This is a genomic window from Streptomyces sp. NPDC053541, from assembly GCF_044544705.1.
GTDB lineage: Bacteria > Actinomycetota > Actinomycetes > Streptomycetales > Streptomycetaceae > Streptomyces.
In genome coordinates, this window is the sequence record NZ_JBITXM010000007.1 from 259980 (window position 1) to 279543 (window position 19564).

Below are 19564 nucleotides of genomic sequence, written 5' to 3' on the forward strand. Positions count from 1 at the left end.
AGATCCGGACGGTCCGCGGGGGGCGGATAAGGGGGAATGTCTGTTTTGGCCCGTGCGGTCCGGTCGTTGTGACCGCGTTCAGGTGCACTCCGCGTCAGAGTCCTGTCGCTGCCTCTCTCCAGTACTGCTGAATTCGCCGTTCCCGGGTGCGCCGGGACGGCGATTCGTGATGCATAGAAGGTGTTTGGATGATCTCTGGTGGTCCGTCTCCCCTGCGTGGAGCAGGAGTTGACGAGCTGAAGGTGCACTGGTGCTCACCGCTGGACAGCGGGCAGCAAAAGGCCAGTGAGAAATATCAGGCAGGGACTCTCGACTTCGACGGAATCGTTGATTTCGCACGCGAGGCCGATGCGCTGGGCGTCGATTCCCTCCTTATGGGAATCAGCTACCACATGCCTGACCCGCTGCCCATGATCGGTGCTCTCGTCCGTGCCACCGAGCGGGTCAAGTTCATTCTCGCCTACCGTCCGGGGCTGCTTTCTCCGACTCTGTTCACCCAGGTGGTCAACACCGTCTCCTGGATGTCCGACGGGCGGATCTCGCTGAATCTCGTGGCCGGTATCTCCCCGGCCGAGCAGGCTTTCTACGGCGATTTCCTCGCGCATGACGATCGATATGCACGGTCGAATGAATTCCTCGACATCTGCCACCGCCTCTGGCGGGGCGAGACGCCGCTCAGCTACCGGGGCGAGCACTACCGGATCGAGGAGGCGCAGCTCGGCCTGGGCTACAAGGGCGGCGGCCGGCCCGACATCTACATCAGCGGAGCCTCCGGTGTGGCGCAGCAGACCGCCGTCGACCACGCGGACTGCTGGCTGCGCTACGGGGACACCCCCGAGGGCATTGCCAAGGCCGCCGAACCGCTGCTCGCCCAGGGCTGCCGCGTCGGCATCCGCATGCACGTCCTGTCCCGCGACACCCGCGCCGAGGCGCTGGCCGCGCTCGAGGAGATGATGCGCGACCCGGACGAGGAACACCGCAAGTGGGTCAGCGACTTCGTCTCGACCTCCGACTCCGAGGCCGTCAAGACCTCGTTCCGGCTGGCCGACCAGGCAGGTGACGACTGGCTGTCCCCGATGCTCTGGTCCGGCGCCGTCGCCTACCGGGGCGGCCCGGCGCTCTGTGTCGTGGGCAGCCACGAGGAGGTCGCCGAATACCTCTTCCGCTACAAGGCCGCGGGCGTCAGCGAGTTCATCTTCTCCGGCTGGCCGACCCGCGACGAGATGCGCAACTTCTACACCCACGTGCTGCCGCTGATCCGCGAGCACGAGCGAAACGCCGTGCCGGCATGAGCCAGGCGCCCCGGCTGCACCGCAGCCTGTTCGCCGGCGGGGTGCTGCTCGGACTGATGGCCGAGCAGGTCGTGATGTTCGCCGTCCCGCTGCTCATCTTCCAGGACACCGAAGAGGTCTCCGCCCTCGGTTTCGCGTTCGCCCTGGAGTGGCTCCCCGGCCTGCTCGCCTACCCGTTCGCCGGCCTGATCGCCGACCGGGACGGCGGCGCCCGGCTGTTCTCGCTGGTCTCCGCGGCGCGCGCGACGGTGCTGGGGCTCGTGGTCCTCGTCTGCGTGACGCAGCCGGCCTGGACCACTCCGGCCCTGATGACGAGCGGTGCCGTGCTGTCCGTGCTGGTGGCGCCCACCCGCATGTCCGTCGAGAAGATGGTCCCCCAGCTGGCCGAGGGCGACCGGCTCGCCCGCACCCAGGCACTCGTGCAGAACATGGAGCTGCTGGCCATGGCCCTGGGGCCGGCCCTCGCGATGCTCGCCGCCGCCCTGCTCGGGAAGGTCTGGCTGCTGGCCGTCGCCGGCGCCGTGTTCGCCGTGGCCTCCCTGTGCTGGCTGCCGCTGCCGCGCGGTGAGCGCCAGCCCTCGCCGGGCAGCGCGCGGAAGACCGTCGCGGAGCTGGGCCTGGGGTGGAAGCTCCTGGTGGGCAACCGTCCGGTGGTGCTGCTCGGGTCCCTGAACTTCGCCATCAACCTGGTGTTCGCCACGGTGCTCAGCGCCAACGCGGCCCTGGTCACCGGCACCTTCAAGGCCCCGGAGTCGTCCTTCGCGCTCCTCAACACCTGCGTCGGCGTGATCGGTCTGCTCAACCTGCTGGTCATCCCGCTGCTCCTGAAGCGCTTCGACGTGCACGTCCTCGGTGTCGTCGGCTTCGTGACGCTCTGCGGCGCACTGATCCTGGTCGGCGCGGCCACCTCGTTCCTCGTCTACGCCACGCTGTTCGTGGCGGCCCTGACGGGAACCGCGTACTTCAACGTCTTCAACCGCACCCAGCGCGTCAAGGTCATCCCCAAGGAGCACCTCGGCAAGGTGATGGGCCCCTTCTACCTGCTCAACCTGCTGTCCTACCCCATCGGCGGGCTGCTGGTCGGCAGCCTGGGCGCCGGCTTCGGCCCGCAGCGGCTGGTGGGCGCGCTCGCCGTGCTCCTCGCCCTGTTCGGTGCGGTCCTGCTGCCCCTGACCATGCGCAGCTTCCGGCGGGCGCTGCCCGCCACGGAAGCCGACCCCGTAGGAGCCCAGACGTGACGACCCCGTTCCGGTGCCTCGTGAGCACCGTCGAGTCCGATGCGCACATCTGGAATCTCGTCTATCTGCAGAAGGTCCTGGAGGAGCACGGCGCCACCGTTCTCAACCTCGGCAGCTGCACCCCCGTCGCGGAGGTCCTGGACGGCATCGTGGCCTTCCGACCGGACCTGCTCGTGGTCTCCAGCGTCAACGGCCACGGTCACCACGGTGCGCGCGTGCTGCTGACCGAGGTGCGGCGCCAGGGCCTGGAGGTCCCGTGCGTGGTGGGCGGCAAGCTCACCACCGCCGAGTCGGACAACGACAGGGTGCGCCGCGACCTGCTGTCGCTCGGCTACACCGACGTGTTCACCGGTGAGGACTCCATCGACCGCTTCCGGGACTTCCTCCGGTGCGGCCGGCGCGCGGGCTTCTCCGCCTGGCGGCCGCCGGCGGCCGTCCTCCCTCCGTGGGACACGACAGAACTCGTCAAGACAGGGGTGCACTGAATGCACATCGTCATCGTCAACCGCTGGCCCCGCTTCTCCGACGGCGTCCGCTGGGACAACGAACTCACGCGCTACGAGGAGTTCATCGACCACCGGCTGCACCGGGTCAGCTACGTCGTGGACGGCCCGGGGGCCGACGGCGTGCTCGCCGGGCCCGAGGACATCGCCGCCCTGGTCCGGGTCCACGACGTCAACGACGTCGACGCGCTGCGCTCCGCCGTCGCCGAGGTCGTCGAGCGGGTCGGTCCGGTCGACCAGCTCATCGCCCTCTCCGAGTTCACCCTGGAGATCGCCGCCCGGGTGCGGCAGGACCTCGGCATTCCCGGACCCACCCCGGCCGAGGTCGCGGTGTACCGGGACAAGGTGCGGATGAAGGAGATCCTCGCGGACAAGGGTGTCCGGGTGCCCCGCTTCCGTGGCTGCGAGAGCGTCGAGCAGGCGACCGGTTTCGCCCGGCAGACCGGCTTTCCGGTCATCCTGAAGCCGGTCGACGGCGCGGCGAGCATCGGTGTGCACCGGGTCGACGACGAGGAGTCCCTGGCCGCGCTGCTGCCGACGCTGGACCTGTCCCGGTACGAGATCGAGGAGTTCGTCACCGGCACGATCCACCACGTCGACGGTTACGTGGACGACGCCTCGGAGGTCGGGTTCCAGGTCGTCTCGCGCTATGTGAACGACTGCCTCGGCTTCGGGGCGGGGCTCCCGCTCGGTTCCGTGGTGATCCAGCACAGCGAGCTGCGCGACCGCATCGAGGCCTTCACCCAGGAGTGCGTCACCGCCCTCGGCATGCGGACGACCCCGTTCCACCTTGAGATCTTCGTGACGCCGCAGGACGAACTGGTGTTCCTGGAGATCGGCGGCCGGGTCGGCGGCAGCGAGGTGCCCCACCTGCTCAACAAGATGTTCGGGGTCAACCTCTTCGAGATCTGGCTGCGCTCGCTGACCGGCCAGGACGTGGAGGCCCCCGCCAAGTCGGGAGACCCCTCCGGCGGCTGGCTCTGTGTGCCGAAGCCCGCCGAGCTTCCCGCACGGGTGGTCAGGGCCACCCCGATGGGCGACCGCGTCCCGTCGATCTGGCGCGAACTCCTGCCGGGCGAGGGCGAGGTCCTGGAGCCGGGCGGCTCGTACGACGCCCTGCACAGCGGTCGGTTCATCCTCCTGCACGACGACCAGGACCAGGTGGAGGCGGACATCCACCACATCATCGAGAACTTCGAATTCGAGGCACGTGCCATATGAGTCACACCGCGGGCAGAACCACCTCCGAGAGCGACAGAGCTCTCCACGCCCGGCTCACCGGCTTTCTGAGCGACGTCGAGCTCGACGGCGTGAAGGCCACGGGGGAGCGGCTGATCGACGCTGCCGGCGGCATCGAGGAGCTGCCCGGCCACAAGGTCATGGTGGCCTACGGGGGCGGCAAGGACAGCACCTACGTGGTCGCCTTCGTGCGGGCCGTCCAGCTGCACCTCGCCGTCCACTACGACCGCACCTTCACCCTGCGCGTCGCGAACATGCGGCACGCGGGCGTCCCGCTCGCCGTGATGGAGAACATCGACCGGGTGTACCGGGCCCTCGGCCTCCTCGACGACGAGCGGGCCGAACTGCTGACGATCGACCACACGCTGGTCCGGCTGTTCCGCGTCGACCTGCCGCTGCCCGAGCACCTCGTCGCGATCAACCGCGTCGACGTGCTCATGAACGGCCACCGCGCCGCCGGCGACGGCCGCCCCACCTTCTGCAACAGCTGCAACCTGGCCGTCGCCGACTTCTACGGCCGTGCGGCCTGGTTCGACGGCGGCGTCGACGCGGTGATGACGGGTGACTCCCGGCGCGAGCAGCTGCTCTACTCGGCCTGGATCATGCGTCTGGCCAAGGCGTGCGGCGTGGACGTCGCGGAGTGCCGCAGCATGGGCTTCCAGGGCATCCTGACCGCGCTGCGCGGCATCGGGGACAGCTACTTCCGCGAGCTGTTCGGCGACGACAGCGACACCGAGCTGGCCGAGCGGGAGGTTTCGACGGGAGACCGCTCGCTCCAGCCGGAGTTCGTCTCCATCTACGACCTCGTCAGCTACCGGGTGCACGACCACTGGGACCTCATCGTCGACTTCCTGGGATTCCGGTTCGACGACCTGGCCTTCAGCTTCAGCGAGTCCGACTGCGCCAACCCGACGCTGATGGCACATCTGCGCGGGCTGCGCAGCCAGCACGTCCAGGGCCGCTCCTACGACGACGGCATCTCCGAGTACCTGGAACTCGCCGAGGAGCTGATGCGCAAGAAGGAAATGCCCCAGAACCTCATCGACCTGGCGCTGAGCCGCTACGACTCGCCCGAGAAGCGGGCCCACCGCCGCGCGCTCTCCGCCGACTTCGCGCGCGAGGCCTTCGGACTCTCCGAGGACGCCCTGGTCGCGATGGTGTGCTCGCCCTTCACCGACCGCGGCGAGCGCCTCCAGGACTTCCTGGACCGCTGCCACCCCGCCATGTCCGCCGAGGCGGACCGGCTGCACGCCGTCCTCCGCGCGGAGACCGGCGACGACGCCGAGGCTGTGAGCTGGCTGGAGGAGGTGTCCGGTCTGACCATCGCGCACCTGCGCACGCTCTACGGCAGCTTCCTGGTGGACTTCGGGAACACGGAGACGATCATCTCCCGGGTCCGTGCCGGCGACCCGCACAAGCACCGGGTGGCCACCGTCGACCCGCGCACCGGCGCGCCCGCCCTCGAGCTCATCTCAGGACGGTGACGTGACCGGTTACTTCGACCGGTTCGTGGCCGCGAGCAGCTCCCGGGGCACCCTGGTCGTGCAGCCGCGGATGGGCTTCGGCCGGGTCGGCTCGATGCAGGCCGGGCTCCGGGAGGTCGCCTCGCTCGACCTCCCGGTGGTCGGCACCCTGACCATCGACAGCTACACCCGGGTCGGCGACCATGCCACACCACTGGAGCGGCTCGCCGCCGGTGAGGAGCTCAACGGATACCCGATCGTCTCCCACCCGGCGGCGACCACCCGGGCGATGCTCGACGGGCTGTACGGCCCGGGGTTTCCCGTCCAGGTCCGGCACGGCACGGCCCGGCCGATCCACGTCTTCCGCCGGCTGGTCGAGGTCGGCCTCGACGCGACGGAGGGCGGCCCCGTCTCGTACTGCCTGCCCTACAGCAGGATTCCCCTGGCCGACGCCGTACGGGCGTGGGCCGAGAGCTGCCGGCTGCTGGCCGGCGAGACGGAGCACGGGCACGTCGAGAGCTTCGGCGGCTGCCTGCTCGGGCAGCTGTGCCCGCCCTCGCTGCTCGTGGCGATGACCGTCCTGGAAGGGTGCTTCTTCCGGGAGCACGGTCTGCGCCACATGTCGCTGAGCTACGCCCAGGGCACCCACCCCGCTCAGGACCGGGGCGCCCTGCGCGCCCTGCGGGACCTGGCGGGGACCTATCTGGGGGACGTCACCTGGCACGTGGTGCTGTACACCTACATGGGACTGTTCCCCCGGACCCCGCGCGGCGCCACCGCACTGATCGAGGAGAGCGCCCGGCTGGCCCGGGACTCCGGGTCGGAGCGGCTGATCGTCAAGACGGTGTCCGAGGCCTGGCAGATCCCGAGCGTCGCGGAGAACGTCTCCGCGCTGCGCCTGGCCTCGGCCGCCGCGGCCGGCCCGGCCGCGCCGGCCACGGCCCTGGAGGCGGAGTTCTACGAGGAGACGCTCGGTGAGGCGCGGGCCATCATCGAGGCGGTCCTCAATGCCGACGGGAACACCGGAACCGCCCTGGTGGAGTCCTTCCGCAGGGGCGTGCTCGACATCCCGTACTGCCTGCACCCCGACAACCCGGCCGCCGCGACCTGTGTGATCGACGACCGGGGCGCCCTGACCTGGGGCAGCCGCGGCAGGCTGCCGCTCGGCGGCCCGCCCCGGCCCGCCGGTTCCGACCGGCTGGCCTCCGACCAGCTGTACGACATGCTCAACCATGTCGTACGGCAATACGACGACAACGAGTACGAGCGGGGATGGATCCAACCGTCATGACTGTCCGCAACGACGGGCCGGGCCGGCCCGCCCTGGTCCTGGTGGACGCTTTCTCCACGGGCGCCATGCTGGCGCGCGAAGCGGCCCGCGACCACACGATCCTCCACGTGCGCTCGCGCGCGACGGCCTCGGACACCTTCGTCGCGAGCCTGCCGCACGAGCTGTTCGCCGAGGACCTCTCCTATCCGGGCCGGGAGGCCGAGGTGCTGACCCGGCTCGCGGAGCGCCGCCCCGTGGCCGTCGTCCCCGCGAGCGAGTTCGGCGTCGAGGCCGCGGACGAGCTGGCCCGCGGTCTGGGGCTGCGCGGAAACGACCCGGCACTGTCCGCGGCCCGCCGGGACAAGTTCCTCATGATGGAGGCGCTCGCCGCCGCCGGGGTCCGCACCTCCCGGCAGTACCGGTCCGGCGACCTCGGCGAACTCCTCGCCTGGTGGCGCGGGCAGGGGCTGTCCCGGGTCGTGGTGAAGCCGCTCGACAGCGCCGGCTCGGACGACGTCTACACCTGCGAGACCGAGGACGAGGTCGCCGCGGCCTTCGAGGCCGTCATGGGCAAGACGAACCTCATGCTCCGGGTGAACGAGGCGGTGCTCATCCAGGAGTACCTGGCCGGTGACGAGTACATCGTCAACACGGTCAGCCGGGACGGCACCCACTGGTTCACCGATGCCTGGATCAGCCGGAAGGAGGTGCGGGAGGGACGTCGCAAGATCTACGAGGCCGAGGACCTGATCGCCCCGGGCGACCCGGTCCTCGACACGATCCTGCCGTACGTCTCCGATGCCCTCGACGCCCTCGGCATCACCGACGGTCCCGGCCACAGCGAGCTGATCCTGACCGAGGACGGTCCGGTGCTGCTCGAGACCGGAGCGCGGATCTCCGGGCTCGCCAACCCCGCGGCGCTCGACCGGTGCACCGGAGCGAACCAGGTCGGCCTCACCCTCGACTGTCACGCCGGTGGCGGCGTCCGGCTGGCCGCCCGCCCGGTGCGCTACGAGCTGCTGGAGTCGGGGCGCTGCGTCAACCTGATCGCCCGGCGCAGCGTTCCCCTGCCCGCCGAAGCCGTCCGGGCGGAGCTCGAACGGTTCCCGGCCTTCGAGAGCGTACGGTTCCGGATCGCCGACGGGGCGCCGACGCGTCCGACGGTCGACCTCAACTCCTCTCCCGGAGCCGTCTTCCTCGTCCACCGGGACATCGCGGAGATCGACCGGGCCCACAAGGCCCTGCGCGAGCTCGAGCACGAACTGCTCTGACGACCAACGAGAGATGATGGTGACTCATATGTCCATGGACGCCGAGCGGTTCCGCGCGATCTTCGGTTCCTTCCCGACCGCCGTCGCGATCATCACGGCATTGGACGAACACGGCGAGCCGCGCGGCTTCACCTGCAACGCGGTCTGTTCCGTGTCGGCCGCTCCGCCGACGCTCCTCATCAGCGTCGGCAAGCAGTCGCAGACGCTGCCGGCCCTGGTGTCGGCGGGCGCCTTCGTCGTGAACTTCCTCGCGGCGTCCGGCGAGCAGGCGTCGAGGGTCTTCGCGGGCAAGGGGCGCGACAAGTTCGAGGGCCTGGAGTGGGAGCCCTCCGTTCACGCGGGCGGAGCGCCGATCCTCACCGGGATCGCGCTCGCCCACGTCGAGTGCCGGACCGTGCGGACCGTCGACGCGGGGGACCACTGGATCCTGATCGCCGAGATCCACGGCGGGGAGAAGTACCCCCGCGAGCCGCTCCTGTACTGCCAGGGCCGGTACAGCCCCTGGCCCGCACTGGCGACGGCCGCACCGTGAGGTGACGCGGTGCGGCCCCGCGCCCGTCAGATGTCCCGGAAAGGATTCGGCGGTTCTGTGACCTGCCACGATCCATCTTCCTGAGTGACTGACCTGTGCAGATCGTCTTTCGGCTGTTTCACGGTCGTGCCCGTTGACTCAGCCGAAAGTCCCAGAGAAGTCCCAGAGGGCTCCCACCGGGCGTATTCGTGGGCCCTCGCCCAGCCCCGCTCTACTCCTGTTGCGTCAGCCCGGGGCCCAGGAACGGACTGGGGTTGCCATGCCAGAAGACATCCACGCTGTCCCGAGCCCTGGTGGCCGCCACGAACAGCAGCGACCGGGCCCGCTGCATCTCGTGGCGGTACCGCACCGGGTCGCTCGTGCGCAGCCGGCTCACCGCCTCGCGCGGCACCAGGCCGTCCGACACGCCCGCGATGATCATCCGCTGGTATTCGAGTCCCTTGAACCGGAACATCGTGCCGATGTGCACGCCGCCGTCGCCCTGCGGGCCGTCGGCACGGATCTCCACCGGCCGGATGCCGTGCGTGCCGAGCGTGTAGCCGATCTCGGCGGCCATTTGGTTCGTCGGCACGCAGATGGCGATCTGCTCGTGCGGAATGGCCAGATCGGGGTCGGCGTCCCAGCCCGCGATGAGGGCCGCGATGCCTTCTCGCTCGGCGGCCCAGTCCGGGTAGGAGTGCCCTGACGGCTGCCGTCCGCTGAGTACGGACCGGTAGCCCGCCAGCGTCTCCTTGTCGCCGTCAAGGTCGTCGTAGTCCGTCTCGCCCAGCACGTCGAGCGCGGAGCGGAGGATCTGCCGCGTCGTGCGGTAGCTCAGGCTCAGCTTCGACGACCGGCCCCGGATGTTGACGCCCAGGCTGCCGAGCGTCACCTGGTTCTTGTAGATGCGCTGATGGGTGTCGCCGACCAGGAACAGGTCGTCCGCCTCCCTAGGCGCCATCGCGCGCAGCATCTTCCAGTGTGCGGGGCGCAGGTCCTGGGCCTCGTCCACCACGATGTGCCGGTACCGGTAGCGCAGCCAGCCGCCGGAGCCGTCCGCGACGTGGATGTTGTCGAGGCCGCCGGCCTCCTCCCGCTGCCGCGCGAGGGAGAGGATGCGCTGTTCGCGGCCCATCTCCAGCCGGGCGGCGCGCTCGGCGACCTGGTCCCAGGTCTGGCGTCCGAGCCGGTCCAGGCGCTGGGTGAAGCGTTCCGCGAGCTGCCAGATTGCGGCGCGCTCGCCCCGGGTGACGTTCCGGCCGCGGCCGGCCCGCCGGGCGCGGAAGTAGTCGGTGCGTGTGGCGACGGCCTGCCCCAGGATCACCTGGGTCCATTCGTCGTGCAGGAACTCGGGGTCCCAGCCTTCCTCGCCCAGCTCGTCGAGCAGCGCCCGCCATTCCCGCACGGCCTGGCTGTCGTCCATCACCTGCTTGCCGCTGCCCGGTTCGGCCTCGCGCACGATGCGCAGCGCCAGCTGGTCGACGTGGCTGACCTCTACCCGGGCCAGCAGCTCCTCGCCGCCCAGTTCCAGCAGCCGGGAGCGCAGGTCCGCGGCAAGGTTCTTGTTGTAGGTGGTGAGGAGGACCGGCTTGTCGCGGCCGGGCGGCAGCTGCCGCACCAGATGACGCACCCGGTGCAGGGCGACGATGGTCTTGCCCGTGCCGGGACCGCCGCCGACCCGGGCCGGACCCGAGTAGCGCCGTTCCACGAGCTTGGCCTGGGTGGGGTGGAGGAAGACCTTCCAGCGGCTGAAGTCGCCGCCCTCCAGGGCCTCGCGGAGGGCTTCGTCGGAAGTGGTGACGACCGTTGCCGGGCGCTGCGCCGCGGCCTGGAAGTCCTCGGGGTCGACCGGCTCGGTGACGGCGACGGGCGTCGTCACCTGGTCGAGGACCTCGTCGTACGACTTGCCGTCGAAGAGGGCGAGCAGGACCTCGCCGGTGAGCTGGGGCGCGTACTCGACGAGGCCGAGGAGCTGGTCCTCGGTGGTGAGCGTCCGGATGACCGGGAGCAGCGGCTCGGCGACGCCGAGCTCCGACAGCTGGGCGTCGGTCCAGGCCGCGAAGAGCTCCTGCGGCTTGGCCGCTTCGGGCGCCGGGGCCTCAGGCGCGGCCGGCGCGGGGGCGGGCGGGGTGGGAAGCCTGCGGAGGACACTCTCCTCCACGACTTCCAGGTCGACGTACTCGATGCCACCGGTGACCTGGTTGACCTGAGCCGACAGCCGGTCGTAGACGTCCTTGCGGTGCTTGACGGAGACGATCAGCCAGTCGTCCTCGGCGAGCCGGATCAGCAGGGCCCGGTAGTCGTCGCTGACGCGCGCCGACCACAACCGGCTGTCTCCCTTGAGCTGCTGGAGCTTGAGGCCGGTGGTGTGCGGGTTCGTCTTGAACTTGTGCTGGAAGTCGAAGAAGGCGCCCTTGACCGTGCGGGGGAGCTTGAGGATCTCCTTGTCGGCCTTGTCGAGCAGGCGCAGCGTCACGCCCGAGGCGGTCATCGTGTGTGCTCCCCGTCACTGGTGCTGTCGTGGTTCGTGTCCCGGCCCCGTCCGAGCAGCCGGGCGGCCAGTTCGGCGGCGTCCCAGGCTGTTGCCGTACGGACGTCCCAGCCGGCCGCCGCGAAGGCCTTGTCCCGGTCCGCGGCCTCGTGGTCGGTTTCCGGGCCGTCGTCGCGGGCGGCGAGGACCACGCCGACGCGGGCCGCGGACCAGGCCAGTTCGGCCTGCCAGCCCCGCTCGTCGAGCTCGTAACCGTCCTCGGGCGCGGGCACCCCGGCCTCCGCCAGGGCCAGGGCCAGCTCGGCCAGGCCCGCCTCGTCGGGATCGAGGAATTCGAGCACCGGTTCCCAGCCCGGGTCCCGAACGGTCGCCGTCGCCGCGACCGGCTCGGCGGCCGCTGCCGTCACTCCGGCGGAGGCCGCGGCCGCGGCGACCGCGGCCGCCGGTGTGGCGTCCCGGACGGCGCCGACCTCGACCGCGGCCGCCTCGGCCGCGACCGGTGCCGACTCCTCCCGGGGAATCTCGGTCCGGGCGGACTGCAGCCATCCCTCGCCGCCGGTCACGGTCAGCGCTTCGGTGGCGAAGCCGTCGACGAGGCTCGTGGTGAGCTGGGCGCTGTCGCCGCCGCCGTGGTCCAGGAACTGCAGCACGTTGCTCCAGTACAACCAGGCCCGCCAGCGCCTCCGGTGGGCCCGCGCGTCGGCCATGGCCTCGGCGCTGTCTTCGAGCACGGTCAGGCCCGTCCATACGGGCGGGGTGCGCCGGCCGTCCGCGGCGAGGACGATCCGGCAGCCGGAGGCGTCGGGCCCGTACACCAGCCGGACCGGTCCCGCCGGACCCGTGACTGTCCCGCCGCCCAGCGCCGACAGCAGGGCCGGCCCGAGGCCGTCCGTCCCGAGGGCGGCGGCGCGGACGCCGGCCGCGCCGATGAGTCCCGCGGCGGCGGCTTCGGCCCGCCGCTGCCAGCGTGCGGCGTCGGGCGTCCGCAGATAGGCGAGCAGGAGCCGGGCGGGGTTGACCCAGACGGCGTCGGACAGTTCGCCGGGCAGTCCTCCGCCGATGCGGCTGTAGTAGTCGCGTGCCCGGTTCTGCGCGTCCGCCGGGTAGGGCTGCCAGACCGGGTCGGCCGGACCCGCCGCCGCGTATCCGGTGTCCTGTACGCGCTCGCGCCATTCCTTGACGTCGTCGTACGACAGCTGGAACACCCGCAGTCCCTCGCTGCGCAGACCGGTCCGCTTGGTGGCGTCGTCAGCCAGCCGGTTGTGCTCGGGGGTCGCGTGGTAGGCGAAGCCGTCGAGGTACACCGCGACGCGAGGGCTGGGCGCGTCGAGGCGTTCGAGGAGTATGTCGGGCCGGGTGCCGTCCAGCGCGCGCTGCTGCGAGACACGCCAGCTCACCGTCGCCCCGGCGTCGCCCGTCAGCCGCAGGTCGAGCGCGTAGGTGCCGGCCGACGTGGTGTAAGCGTCGGCGGTGGCTCCGGAATCGGCGAGCCTCGCCCACTCCTGGAGCGTCTCGATGAACAGGATCTCCAGATCGCTCTCGGCCTGCCGCTCCAGCGGGATGTGCCGGGTCGTCGCGACGGGTGAGGTCCGCCAGCGTGAACCGTCCTCGCCGAGGAGGTCCTCCAGCATCTGCCGCACCTCGTTGCGGCTGACCTTGTCGTAGTCGGCCGCCGGTACGCGCCGCAGCAGGCACTGGTGGCAGCCGTCGAGACCCTTCTCGCGGCACCCGCAGTCCTCGATGACGTCCCGTGCCTTGAGCAGTACGTCCCGGAAGCCGTCGGCGGACGCGAGCCGGTGCAGATAGCCGGTGCCTCCGGGGAGGCGGTCGTAGACCACGAGGAAGCGCCGCGGCCAGTCGGAGCCGTCGGCGCCCAGGTGGTCGGGCATTGTCGCCTCGGCGATGTCGATGTGGTCGGGATCGCCGCCGTACTGGGCCGCGATGCCCGCGAACAGCGCCGCCGTGAACGACGCGAGGCGCTCCTTGGCGCGGGCCACGGACGCGGGCAGCAGGATGCGCACCGCCTCCGTGGTGAGCTCGTGCGCGAGCAGCAGCGGCACGTCCTCCCCCTTGCCCTGCTGCTCGGCCGGTCCGGCCGCCGGGGTTTCCCTGGTCCGGCGGCGCGGACACCACAGCAGGTGGTGGGCGGCGGCCGCGGTGCTCGCCGCGCCGGAGTCCGTCAGCGCGTGCTGGGGCAGGTCCACGACCGGACGGCCCTCGGCCGTCGCGCCGCCGCAACTGGTACACACGTAGAAGGGGTTGAGCCGCACGTCCATGCCTGCGAGAGGCACGGTGCTGCTGCCCTCCTCCCGGTCGAGACCCAGGTTGAGCGTGCGGATCTTCGCGTGCCGGGTGAAGTCCACGCCGAAGACGGCCGTCTCGTGCCGCCACGACCCGGGGGTGATCCGCTCCGGGTCGACGTCGACCGTCGTCAGCACCGCGTAGTGCCGGCGGTCCCGCTCGTCGCGGTCGTCCCGCACCCGGGCGTCGTCCCGCTTGTCACGGGAGACGACGCGCCGCGGCTGGAGCACGTACTGCACACAGCCCGCGTCGGCGATCTCCCGCCCTCCGCAGCGAGGACACGGGCTGGTGTCCTTTCTGGCGTCGTGCGTACGGACGTATCCGCACGCCGGGCAGAGCCGCCACTCGGCCCAGGAGCGGCGGTCCGGGGTGCCGACGTCGAGCGCGCGCACCACGTGTCGGTAGCCGTTGACGTAGAAACTGTTCCCGGGAGCCAGTTCGGTCAGGGCGAGCTTGCGGGAGCGCTCGTAGTCCCGCGTCTCGCTGCGGTACACCCGCTTGGCCGGGTCCTCCGCAGGGCTCTCCGGCCGGGTGTCCTCGTCGTCGTCCGGCGTCTCCGTCCAGTACAGCGTCGCTTCCAGCTGCGTGGTGGTGTCGGTGAGACTGTAGTTCGGCAGCAGGCCGAGCTCCACCAGCGTGCCGTGCGCGCTCGACTGGCTGAGTTCCCGCAGCAGGTCCCCGGCGCTGCGCCGTTCGGCGAGCAGTTCCCGCCGTTCGCGGTCCTGGACGACGTCCGTGCGGACCAGGTGCTCGGCGGCCTCGTCGATCGCGGCGATCCTGCGCCGGAGCTCCTCGCGCCGGCCGGTCCAGTCCTCCTCCGCCTCCTGCAGTGCCCGGACGATGCCGCCGGTGGCGTACGCCCTGAGCTCGTCCGCCGCGTACGGCGACACACCGCCGTCGGCACCTTCGCCGCCGCCCGGGAACAGGGCGAGGAACTCCTCGACCAGCGTGGCGCCGTGGGTCTGCGCGGCGTCCGCCAGGTCCTGGCACCAGCCCGTGGTGCCGAACAGTGCGGAGGACAACCGGGGCACCGGCGGCAGGAGTTCGCCGTCGGAGGTCCGCAGCCCGCCGTTCGCCGCGAGATCGAGGAGCCGGGCCGTGTACTGGCGGCGCAGGATTTCCACGGCCGACAGGTAGCAGCCGGGAGGCAGGATCGTCCCCGCGATCATCTCCGACGGCTCGTCCAGGTAGTACAGGTCGCGGGCGCGGCGCCCGCCGAAGGCGACCACCAGCGCGTTGCCCGTACGGCGTCCCGCACGGCCCGCCCGCTGCACGTAGTTGGCGGGACCCTTGGGTAGGGACCCGAGCAGCACGGCCGACAACTCGCCGATGTCGATGCCGAGTTCCAGGGTGGGCGTGCACGACAGCACGTTCGGGTCGGTGTAGTGCGTGCCCGCCTTGAAGCTGCGCTCGACGCGCTCGCGTTCGGGCCGGGTGAGCATGCCCGTGTGTTCCGCGGTGACCACCCGGAACGTCCCGCCGGTCAGGTAGAGCCGGCGGTAGTAGTCGCCGGTGTAGTCCCGCTCATGGACCGCCGAGCCGAACCCGGACGTGCTGGACCCGCTGCGCGGCATGCCCGGCTGGGGCGGGGTCAGCAGTCCCTTGCACCGGTAGCGCGGGCACGGGTGCCCGTACCAGCGGGTGCGGCGCTCCGGTGCCACGACCTGCTGCCAGCCGCAGTCCTCGCAGCTGACGAACGCCTTGTTGACGACGGCGTCGTCGAGCAGTCGCGCCTCGATGTGTCCCGGCTGCAGTCCGTAGAGCCGTGTCTGCCGGTCCCGGGCGGTGCGCGCCGCGAGCACCCGCTCGTCGGCGAGGGCGGGCAGCAGCCGCCGCAGGTACTCGGTGGCGCCGGCGGCGTCCAGACCGAGACAGCGGCGGGTCCAGTCCTGGTACCAGCCCAGCCGTCCGGTGATCGAGTCGAACTCCGAACGGTCCTTCTGTCCGTCCAGCAGGAAGCGGGGCGGAGCCACGCCTTCGGGGAACGCGGGCATGCCCTCCGGCCGGCGGCCGGAGATGAGGTACCGGTTGGAGCCGGCCTCCTTCATCCAGGTGTCGAGCCACCGGTGGTGCACCGCGCCCCGCAGCCGCAGGCGCTCCAGCAGGCCGCGGACGTAGGCGAGGTAGCGGTCGGGCGTGGGCAGTCCGCCGGTGACGAGGAGCTGGCCCGGCAGGGACAGGTGGATGTCGCGGGCGAGCGCCGTGACGCGCTCGGGCTCCGCGACGACCACTTCGGCCGCGGCGGTCCGCGTGAGCTCCAGGGTGCGGCCCATGCGGCTGCGCAGCCCGAACTCCATGACGGTGGCGAAGGCGAGACGCTCGCCGATCAGCTTCCACGTCCGCGCGTCGCCGGTGCCGCGTCCCGACAGGAGCCGGTCGACTCCGGGCTCGTCGTGCAGGTCGGGTGGCACGACGGCGGCCAGCGCCTCGGGGTCGTCCACCGACTCCAGGACGTGCCCGATCAGGTCGTTGAGCGCGGTTGGCGCGCCCGACTCGTCCAGGTTGTGGGCGAGCAGCGAGCGCAGCGAGAACTTGTACGAGGCGTTCGCGACGTACCCGGCCCGGTGGGCGGCGTCCTGGGTCGAGTCGTTGAAGAGCAGCGTCTTGCGCTCCTCCGGTACGAGCGCGATGTCGCCGCCCGTGAACAGCTGGGTGACGGTCGCCGAGGCGAGCGCCGCCTGCGCGGTGCCGAGGAAGCGGATGCTGTTGTCGGTGTGGCAGGCCGGGCAGCGGTCGTCCTTGGCGGCCCGGTCGGCCGACTTCTTGTCGAGCACGGCCAGGGCGAACCAGGCGTCGATCAGGTCGCCCGCGTCCGACGGCGTCGGCAGCCGATACGTGCCCTGGCCGCCATCCAACACCACCACCGACAGCGGGTCGACTCCGCCGCCGTCCGACGGCCGAGCACCGGTCAGCGCGTCCAGCGTCTGCTGCCGCTCGCTCTGCGTGGCGGCGATGAAGTAGCGGATGCGCCGCTTGTCCCGGCCCACGGCGGACCGCCAGATCCGGTCCTGCGCCATGACCAGTCGCTGGGGATCCGCCTCGGGGGACAGGGCCGCCCAGCCGGAACGGCCGCAGTTGCGGCAGTACACCGCGGGCAGATGGACCTCGGCGGGCCGGACCGCGGTGTCGGCCCCGGGCAGCGGCTGCGGCCGGGCCGAGGCCGACGGCCAGCCACCGGACGACCCCTCGGAGTCCTCGTCCGCGACCGGAGCGGCATGGAGAGCGGCCCTGCGAGCCGCGGTTCGGTCGTCCTCGTACCAGCGGAACTCCGGGGACGCCCCCACGCCGCGCAGAACGCGGGTGACCGGCCGGACCCAAAGATGCGCCTCGATGTGCAATAGCGGCCGGGGCCGGCGTTCGTCGGACTCCGGGTCGCGCGCCGCCGACAGCAGGGCGACGAACCGCGACAGCGCCTGGAGCACGAGCTGCGGGTTCTCCCGCGCGGTGCGCCCCCACGCGTACCCGAAGCGGGCCAGTCGGTCGCGCAGCCCCCATTCGTCCAGCGGCTCCCCGCCGAGCAGCGACAGCACGCCGTGGGTGAAGTCGTGGCGCTTGAGCAGCCGTCCGATGCGGAAGGCGTCGAGTCCGGCGCGGCCGAGCAGCCGCTCCGCCAGCCCGTCCAGGTCCAGCAGATCGGGCTGGGCCTCCACACCGGGACCGCCCGAACACGTGATGACCTCCTGCGGCGTCGGCGGCTCGGGCAGCTCGTAGTCCACGGTGCCCGTGAACTCCTCGGCCGACATCCGCTCCTCGCCGACCACTGCGTCTGCCGGGAAGGGCATCCCGAACACCCGCGACGCCACGTCGAGGATGCCGCCGGCCTCCTTGCCCGCGGCGTCCGCCGGGCCCTCGCCCAGGGTCGCCGACGTCGCCACCGGACAGATCGACCCGAGCGGCCGGCCCGGCCGTGACGCACCGGTCGCCGCGGCCAGCCGCCGCAGCAGCATGGCCACGTCGGTGCCCTGCGCCCCGTCGTACGTGTGGAACTCGTCCAGCACGACGTACGTGAGGTCGGCGCCCTCCCACAGGGAGCGGTCCTCGCCGCGCTGGAGCAGCAGGTCGAGCATCTTGTAGTTGGTGATCAGCACGTCCGGCGGCGACACGCGCATCTCCTCGCGCCGGGTCATCACCCGGCGGAAGTCCGTGTCGGGCCGGTCGCCGATGTACAGACCGGCCGTCACCTGCGCCAGTTCGGGCCGCGCCAGGTAGTCGCCGATGCGGCCGGCCTGGTCGGTGGCGAGCGCGTTCATCGGGTACAGCAGGACGGCCTTGACGCCCCGGTTGCCGCGTGCTCGCGCGCGGCGGCAGTGGTCGAGCACCGGGATCAGGAATGACTCCGTCTTGCCGGAGCCCGTCCCGGTGGTCACCAGCGTCGGCCGGGCCGGGCCGTGCAGCGTGGACAGCCGCGCCCACGCCCGGGCCTGGTGCCGGTACGGGGCGAAGCCGGGGAACCCGGCCGTCCACTCCAGCTCCCGCTGCCAGCCGTCGTCGGCCACGTGGAACGGCGTCCGGATCCGGAGGTACGGCCCCCGGAAGATCCCCGTCTCGGGATGCCCGAGGAAGCGCTCCAGGGCACGCCGGGTGCCCTCGTCGGCGAGGGCGTACGTCGTCGTGAGGTACTGCGTCAGACTGCCGCGCAACTGGGCGGCGGCCATGGTGGGCTTCACGACGGTCCCTTTCACCTTGCCGATACCGCTGCCGAGCCTCACGAACAGTACCTCGGTGATCACAGCGCTTCCAGATTCATCGAAGTTTCAGTCAGGAAGGCTGAAAAGACGCCATTTCGCGCGGCGGTGCCGCGGCGGATCCTGGAACGGACCACGGGACGGACGAGGACAGGCGCGGCGAAGAGGACGCGGGCAGAGCCGAGGGGGAGCCGCCATGTCCGGACCGCTGTACGTTCCCGTCCTGCCGGCCAAGCAGCACGCCTGCCAGGCGTACCGGCAGCTGATTCCACCGGTGCAGGCGGCCGTCGTGCCGCTGTGGAACCTCCCGCCCCGCCCGGGCGCACACCCCGACGCCCTCGCCCCGGGCGTACGGGACGACCTGCGGCGCATCAGGAAGGCCCTTCGCCGCCATCCGGCCTGGGTCGACTGCCCGTTCGCCGACGAGGCACAGCAGTCGGCGCTGGCCGGGGCGCTGGCCGCGGACGCCGACGAGACACAGCGGTCGGCGCCGGCCGAACTGTTCGCGGACACCGGCGTGGGTCCGCTGCGCCCGGTGACGGGACCCGACCGCTCCGACGCACACCAGAACGCGATGCTCCGGCACGCCCGTGCCACGGGGAGCGGGCTCGGCATCCGCCTCATGATGCCCGGCCACTGGGACGACGTGCCCCTTCATGCCGTCCGCGACCTCATCGCCCGTGTCGACCCCGCCGTGGAGGCGGACCTCCTGCTCGACCTGGGCGCCGTCCCCACCGACCGCACCGACGCCGCGAAGGAGACACGGCGCGCGCTCGACGCCCTGCTGCCGCTGTTCCCCTGGCGCACGGCGGCCGTCCTGGGCGGTGCCTTCCCCGACGTCACCGCCCGGCTCCTGGAGCGCGGCAGTGCGGTCGTACCACGCTCGGACTGGAGGGTGTGGACCGAAGTGCGGAGCAGCAGACGGGAGTTCGACTCCATCCTCGCGTACGGCGACTACGGCGCCGACTCCACGAGGGGCATCGCCCGCCCGCCCTCCACCGGCAAGGGAGGCCCGCCCTGGAACGCGCTGCGGTACACCACCGACGAGTCGTACGTCCTCGTGAAGGCGCCCACGCGAGGTCCCGGCCGGGCTGCCGCCGTCCGGGCCGCCGCGCGGGACGTCCTCGCCCTGCCGGACTTCCGCGGTCCGGTGGCCAGCAGGGCCGAGACCTGGCTGTGCGACTGCGCGCACGGCCACGGTCCGAAAGGCACCGGGAACGTCGGCGACTGGCTGCGCGTGGGCCATGTCCAGCACATGACGCACGTCGTCCGGAGCCTCAGGCCCTGACCCGGCGGGGTG

At 71.6% G+C, this 19564-nt stretch carries 11 protein-coding genes; 9 read left to right on the forward strand and 2 right to left on the reverse strand.

Going from position 1 to position 19564, the window contains the following annotated elements; all coding sequences use genetic code 11:
* Positions 1-188 precede the first annotated feature (188 nt).
* Genes ACIGW2_RS19770 through ACIGW2_RS19805 form a run of 8 tightly spaced genes read left to right on the forward strand, consistent with a single transcriptional unit; the run spans position 189 to position 8808 of the window.
* The gene (locus ACIGW2_RS19770) at positions 189-1292 is read left to right on the forward strand and encodes an LLM class flavin-dependent oxidoreductase (protein WP_399844708.1); all 1104 of its coding nucleotides are present in this window, start codon (positions 189-191) and stop codon (positions 1290-1292) included.
* Complete coding sequence (locus tag ACIGW2_RS19775; RefSeq protein ID WP_399844710.1) at positions 1289-2530, forward strand: MFS transporter; 1242 nt, start codon at positions 1289-1291, stop codon at positions 2528-2530. Before ACIGW2_RS19770 ends, ACIGW2_RS19775 begins: the two co-directional genes overlap by 4 nt.
* Positions 2527-3015 carry a cobalamin B12-binding domain-containing protein gene (locus ACIGW2_RS19780; protein ID WP_391653493.1) on the forward strand — a complete coding sequence of 163 codons (489 nt, stop codon included), beginning with the start codon at positions 2527-2529 and terminating at the stop codon, positions 3013-3015. Before ACIGW2_RS19775 ends, ACIGW2_RS19780 begins: the two co-directional genes overlap by 4 nt.
* Positions 3016-4254 (forward strand): acetyl-CoA carboxylase biotin carboxylase subunit family protein, encoded by a 1239-nt coding sequence (locus tag ACIGW2_RS19785; protein WP_391653492.1) that lies wholly within the window; start codon positions 3016-3018, stop codon positions 4252-4254.
* Positions 4251-5756, forward strand: a complete 1506-nt coding sequence (locus tag ACIGW2_RS19790) for a PqqD family protein (protein ID WP_399844712.1) — start codon at positions 4251-4253, stop codon at positions 5754-5756. The genes ACIGW2_RS19785 and ACIGW2_RS19790 overlap by 4 nt, the downstream gene beginning before the upstream one ends.
* Position 5757: 1 nt before the next feature.
* The gene (locus ACIGW2_RS19795) at positions 5758-7026 is read left to right on the forward strand and encodes a methylaspartate mutase (protein ID WP_399844714.1); all 1269 of its coding nucleotides are present in this window, start codon (positions 5758-5760) and stop codon (positions 7024-7026) included.
* Positions 7023-8276, forward strand: a complete 1254-nt coding sequence (locus ACIGW2_RS19800; RefSeq protein ID WP_399844716.1) for an ATP-grasp domain-containing protein — start codon at positions 7023-7025, stop codon at positions 8274-8276. Before ACIGW2_RS19795 ends, ACIGW2_RS19800 begins: the two co-directional genes overlap by 4 nt.
* A gap of 13 nt (positions 8277-8289) precedes the next feature.
* On the forward strand, positions 8290-8808 hold the full coding sequence (locus ACIGW2_RS19805; protein WP_391653488.1) for a flavin reductase family protein: 519 nt from the start codon (positions 8290-8292) through the stop codon (positions 8806-8808).
* A gap of 211 nt (positions 8809-9019) precedes the next feature.
* On the opposite strand, the gene ACIGW2_RS19810 is transcribed toward ACIGW2_RS19805, so the two are convergent.
* Positions 9020-11278, reverse strand: coding sequence for a UvrD-helicase domain-containing protein (locus ACIGW2_RS19810; protein WP_399844718.1), 2259 nt, complete (start codon positions 11276-11278; stop codon positions 9020-9022).
* Positions 11275-18246 carry a DEAD/DEAH box helicase gene (locus ACIGW2_RS19815; protein ID WP_399844917.1) on the reverse strand — a complete coding sequence of 2324 codons (6972 nt, stop codon included), beginning with the start codon at positions 18244-18246 and terminating at the stop codon, positions 11275-11277. Before ACIGW2_RS19815 ends, ACIGW2_RS19810 begins: the two co-directional genes overlap by 4 nt.
* 214 nt (positions 18247-18460) lie before the next feature.
* On the opposite strand from ACIGW2_RS19815, the gene ACIGW2_RS19820 reads away from it, so the two are divergent.
* On the forward strand, positions 18461-19552 hold the full coding sequence (locus ACIGW2_RS19820) for a hypothetical protein (protein ID WP_399844720.1): 1092 nt from the start codon (positions 18461-18463) through the stop codon (positions 19550-19552).
* Positions 19553-19564 lie beyond the last annotated feature (12 nt).

Bases quoted from the DNA above. Each gene is read 5' to 3' on its own strand.
- ACIGW2_RS19775 (WP_399844710.1), top strand. From the start codon at position 1,289: ATGAGCCAGGCGCCCCGGCTGCACCGCAGCCTGTTCGCCGGCGGGGTG.
- ACIGW2_RS19810 (WP_399844718.1), bottom strand. From the start codon at position 11,278: ATGACCGCCTCGGGCGTGACGCTGCGCCTGCTCGACAAGGCCGACAAG.
- ACIGW2_RS19800 (WP_399844716.1), top strand. From the start codon at position 7,023: ATGACTGTCCGCAACGACGGGCCGGGCCGGCCCGCCCTGGTCCTGGTG.
- ACIGW2_RS19770 (WP_399844708.1), top strand. From the start codon at position 189: ATGATCTCTGGTGGTCCGTCTCCCCTGCGTGGAGCAGGAGTTGACGAG.
- ACIGW2_RS19805 (WP_391653488.1), top strand. From the start codon at position 8,290: ATGATGGTGACTCATATGTCCATGGACGCCGAGCGGTTCCGCGCGATC.
- ACIGW2_RS19820 (WP_399844720.1), top strand. From the start codon at position 18,461: ATGTCCGGACCGCTGTACGTTCCCGTCCTGCCGGCCAAGCAGCACGCC.
- ACIGW2_RS19790 (WP_399844712.1), top strand. From the start codon at position 4,251: ATGAGTCACACCGCGGGCAGAACCACCTCCGAGAGCGACAGAGCTCTC.
- ACIGW2_RS19785 (WP_391653492.1), top strand. From the start codon at position 3,016: ATGCACATCGTCATCGTCAACCGCTGGCCCCGCTTCTCCGACGGCGTC.